Origin of the sequence: Mesorhizobium sp. M7A.F.Ca.CA.003.01.2.1 (assembly GCF_003998945.1) — a bacterium.
GTDB classification, from domain to species: domain Bacteria; phylum Pseudomonadota; class Alphaproteobacteria; order Rhizobiales; family Rhizobiaceae; genus Mesorhizobium; species Mesorhizobium ciceri.
In genome coordinates, this window is record NZ_RZRA01000366.1 from 1 (window position 1) to 5057 (window position 5057).

Here is a 5057-nt window from a genome sequence, read left to right on the forward strand (position 1 = left end):
GTTTCAGGGTCGGCCACCTGGACTGCCGACGTCCTTAGGGTCGGGGATTCCAATGGGGATTCCAAAGGGAAAGGGAGCTTGATCGTCGAGAATGGCGGTCAGGTTTTCAACGATTCGGGAGTTGTGGCGTATGGCGCGGGCAGCACTGGCTCCGCGGTGATTTCCGGAAATGATTCGGGTTGGACACTCGTTGATGCCATCGCAGTTGGTCTCTTTGGCAATGGATCGCTCAGCATTGAAAATGGCGGGCAGGTTTCCAGCGGCAACAACGCCATTGTTGGTTGGGATGCTCAAGCCACCGGAATTGTGAATATTACGGGCCCCGGGTCGGTTTGGACAGGCGACTCCATCATTGCCGTTGGCGTCTTGGGCAAGGGCACGCTGACTCTGTCGGAGGGCGGACAGGTTTCGCTTGCCGGGGGTCCTGCTATCGTTGGGTTGGCGGCCCAGCCAGGATCATTCGGAACGCTCAACATCGGTGCGGCAAGTGGGGAAGTGGCGAAGGCCGCCGGCACGGTTGATGCGGCATCGATAGCTTTTGGCGCTGGCACAGGCACGGTTGTGTTCAATCATCTGGGAAATCCCGATGGGTCCGATCTGATTTTCACCCCTTCCCTGACCGGCTTGGGGACCATCCTCCATGAAAGCGGCACGACCGTTTTGGCCGCGGACAGTTCCAGCTTCACCGGTGCCACCACTGTTGCAGGCGGCACGCTTCTTGTCGGGAACCATGCCAGTGCCGGCTTCCTCGGTGGCACGATCAATGTCGAGGACGGCGCCACGCTCGGTGGCTCGGGCACGGTGGGCACGACGACGGTTGCCGATGGCGGGCATATCGCGCCAGGCAATTCGGTGGGTACGCTGACGGTTGCCGGAAATCTGGGCCTCTCTTCAGGGTCGATTCTCGATTACGAATTCGGCAATCCAGGCGGTTCAACCGGCTCTCCGGGGATAAGCGACCGCATCGGGGTGAGTGGCAATCTGACGCTCGACGGTACGCTCAATCTTGCGCAGAGCGGCGACGTGGCCGATGGCACGGCGGGCCTCGGCTATTACCGGCTGATGACCTATGGCGGCAGCCTTACCGACAACGGCCTGGAGATCGGCACGAAGCCGCCGCTTTCCGATCCGGCCGCCTATGAGATCCAGGCGGGCGGCGGCAATGTCGACCTCTTCATCGGAGCGGCCGGCGACGACACGCTGCAGCACTGGCAAGGCGGCGACGGGACCTGGAACACCACGAACGAAAAATGGCTGAACCAGGGCGGCGATACTCTCGTCTCCTGGGCAGGAAACCATGCGGTGTTCAAGAACGAACCGGGCGGCTTCGACGGCGGCACGATCGCCGTCGAAGGAGCGCAAAGCTTCAAGGGCCTGCAATTCGTCGACAGCGGCTACCGCCTGGAAGGTTCCGGCACGCTCGCGATAGATGGTTCCGACAGCGCCGATGGCAATGCCGAGATCCGCGTGCTGGCCGGCACGGCAGCCACCATCGCGACGACGATTACCGGCGCGGGCGGGGTCAGCAAGACGCAAGGCGGCACGCTCGTCCTGGAAGGCAGCAACAGCTATCAGGGCGGCACGCGGCTTCTAGGCGGGATTATTTCCGTTTCTTCCGATGCCAATCTCGGCGCTGCAAGCGGTGCCCTGACATTCAACGGCGGCACGCTGCGGAACACGGCGGCGTTCGCGACGGCGCGCAACGTCACCCTGGATGCCGGCGGTGGGACGTTCCAGACCGATGCCGACCTGACGGCGAACGGCGTCATCTCCGGGACCGGCGCGCTCACCAAGACCGGGGCCGGCGGGCTGGTGCTTTCGAGCGCCAACAGCTACGCCGGTGGGACGACGGTTTCGGCAGGATTCATCACCGCGGCGACGACAGGCGCGCTGGGCAGCGGACCGGTGAATGTCAAGGCCGGTGACCTCCGCTTCATCAATGATGCAAGCGCCGAGAGCCTCGACATCGTCATGGAAACAAACGCAACGATGCGCTTCGATGGCAGTGCGTCGGCGGGAACGGCGACGATCGTCACTACCCAAAGCCGCATCAACTTCAACGACGAAACATCGGCCGGTGCGGCTTCGATCACCGGCAATGGTAGCAGGACGTCCTTCAACGGCAATTCGAGCGCCGCCAATGCCACGATTGGCGTTACAATCCAAGGAACGCTCGACTTCTACGACACCGCGTCTGCCGGCAGCGCCGCCATCACCAACAAGGGCGGCTTCGTTGGCTTCCATGGCGCCAACACCGCGGATGGCGCCACGATCATCAACGATACGGGGGGAAAGGTCGACATCTCCGAAATGACGTCGGACGGTATCGCGATTGGCTCGCTTTCGGGCGATGGTCTCGTCTTTCTCGGCTCGAAGGTGCTGACGCTTGGCGGATTGGATAAGAACGACACCATCGGCGGCGTCATCCAGGATGGCAGCACTGGCATCGGAGGGAGCCTCGTCAAGACCGGCGCCGGCACGCTGACGCTGAACGGCGTCAGCACCTATACCGGTCTGACCACCATCGGCGGCGGCAAGCTCGTTGTCGGCGACGGCAGCCATTCCGGGGCAAGCATTGCTGGCGCCATTGCGGTTGCAGCCGGCGGCACGCTCGGCGGTTCGGGAACGGTGGGTACGACCACGATCGCTTCTGGCGGCACGATTACGCCGGGCAATTCGATCGGCACGCTGAATGTGTCAGGCGATTACACGCAGGAGATAGGCTCGACCTACGAAGTCGAGATCAATCCGGCCGGCAATTCCGACCTGATCGACGTGACGGGCAAAGCCACCATCCAGGGTGGCACCGTCTTCGCGCTCAAAGCGCCGGGCGGCTACAGTGCCGGAACCCGCTACACGATCCTGAGCGCGGATCAGGGCGTGACCGGCACCTATGATGCGTTCGACCAGAACGCCCCGTTTGTCGATCTGGCACTCGCCTATGACGCCAGTAATATCTATCTCGACGTTGCCCGCAATGACGTGTCGTTCTGCGACGTGGCCGGCACCCGCAACCAGTGTGCCACCGCCAATGGCGCCGAAAGCGCCGGGCCGGGCAACCCGATCTACGATGCAATCGCCGGCCTGCCGGACGATGAAACCGCACGCGAAGCCTTCGATGTGTTATCTGGCGAGATCCATGCGTCCGCCAAATCGGCGCTGATCGAGGACAGCCATTTTGTCCGCGATGCCATCAATGACCGCCTGCGTGCGGCCTTCGAGGGGGTAGGTATCCCGGCAACGCCGGTGCTGGCCTATGGCGAAGGCGGTCCGATGCTGGCGCCTGCCACCACCGATCGCTTTGCCGCCTGGGGCACGGCTTTCGGGTCATGGGGTTCCTTCGACGGCGACGGCAATGCCGCAGGCCTCGATACCTCCACCGGCGGCTTTCTTACCGGCGTCGACGGCCTTGTCGCGGAGGATGTGCGGCTTGGCATCATGACTGGCTACAGCCACACGAGCTTCGATGCCGACGGCCGATCCTCGTCAGGCTCGAGCGACAATTATCATCTCGGCCTTTATGGTGGCACGCAGCGGGGCGCTCTCGCCTTCCGCTCCGGGCTTGCCTATACGTGGCATGACATGAAGACATCGCGCTCGGTGGCCATGCCCGGCTTTGCCGACAGCCTGAGCGGCGACTACAACGCTGGCACCTTCCAGGCGTTCGGGGAACTCGGCTATCGCATCGATACGCCAGTCGCGGCCTTCGAGCCTTTTGCCAACCTCGCTTATGTCAACCTGCATACGGACGGCTTCACGGAAAAGGGCGGTGCGGCGGCATTGACCAGTGCAAGCCAGACCACCGACGCCACCTTCACCACGCTTGGTCTCAGAGCCTCCGCCGGCTTCACGCTCGGCGCCATCAATGCCACAGCGCGCGGCATGCTGGGCTGGCGCCATGCCTATGGCGACGTCATACCGACCAGCACACATGCCTTCTCTGCCGGTGATGCCTTCACGATCGCTGGCGTGCCGATCGCCAAGGACAGTGCCGCCATCGAAGCGGGGTTCGATCTCAACCTGACCGATGCCGCAACCCTCAGCGTCGCCTACCAGGGTCAGTTCGGCTCCGGCGTCCAGCAGAACGGCTTTAATGCAAAACTCAACGTGGAATTCTAATCAAGCGGGAAGGATCGTTCCGGAATGACTGCCCCTGACGGAAAAGGGGCTATTCAATCCGCTTGTCGCATCGCCCAGGCGGTCGTACGCCAGGAAGCGAACCTCGCGAGCGCCAGGCAGGAAGCCAGCCTTATCGCCGCCGGTCGGAGCGAGCCTACAAGGACGTGCGCAACTGTGATGAACGCGAACGCTGCGACCGCAGGTGCCGGACTTGATCGCGCAGAAGCGGACGCAGGAGCAGCTGGGAGGATTGTGTGGCGCGAAGCGGACCCTCCCAAGGTTCGGCTTTCCCCTAAACGCTTTACAGCCCGGTTTGGTAGCGCTACCGTTTCGGCCTAGCGTGAGCCTGGGAGGAGCCAGGGCTGTCGCTAGCGGAAGCGTTGTTCCTTCGACGACGTCGCAGGAATTTGTTGGGAGGATCGATGGCGTCTGTCGCAATTGGCGAAGTCTACAAATCATTCGGCGCTGTCGAGATCCTGCACGGGGTCAGCGTGAACATCGAGGACGGCGAGTTCGTCACTCTGGTCGGACCATCGGGCTGCGGAAAATCAACCCTTCTCAGAATGATCGCCGGCCTGGAAAAGATTTCACGCGGCCAGATCGCGATTGGCGAACGTGTCGTCAACAACGTTGCGCCCAAGGAGCGCGACGTCGCCATGGTCTTCCAGAACTATGCGCTCTACCCACACATGACCGTTGCCGAGAACATGGCGTTCTCGCTGATGCTCAAAGGAGTTTCCAAGCCGGAGAGCGATGCAGGCGTGCGCCGCGCGGCCGAAATCCTTGGGCTGGTGCCGTTGCTGGCGCGCTATCCTCGGCAGCTTTCCGGCGGCCAGCGCCAGCGCGTCGCCATGGGCCGCGCGATCGTGCGTGATCCGGCGGTCTTTCTCTTCGACGAACCGCTGTCCAATCTCGACGCCAAACTCAGGGTGCAGATG

At 62.8% G+C, this 5057-nt stretch carries 2 protein-coding genes; both read left to right on the forward strand.

Annotated features, from left to right (window positions below):
- Positions 1–495 precede the first annotated feature (495 nt).
- Positions 496–4119 (forward strand): autotransporter domain-containing protein, encoded by a 3624-nt coding sequence (locus tag EN969_RS16180; RefSeq protein WP_245467450.1) that lies wholly within the window; start codon positions 496–498, stop codon positions 4117–4119.
- 422 nt (positions 4120–4541) lie between these two features.
- On the forward strand, positions 4542–5057 hold a 516-nt coding region (locus EN969_RS16185), incomplete at its 3' end, for an ATP-binding cassette domain-containing protein (protein WP_127419240.1).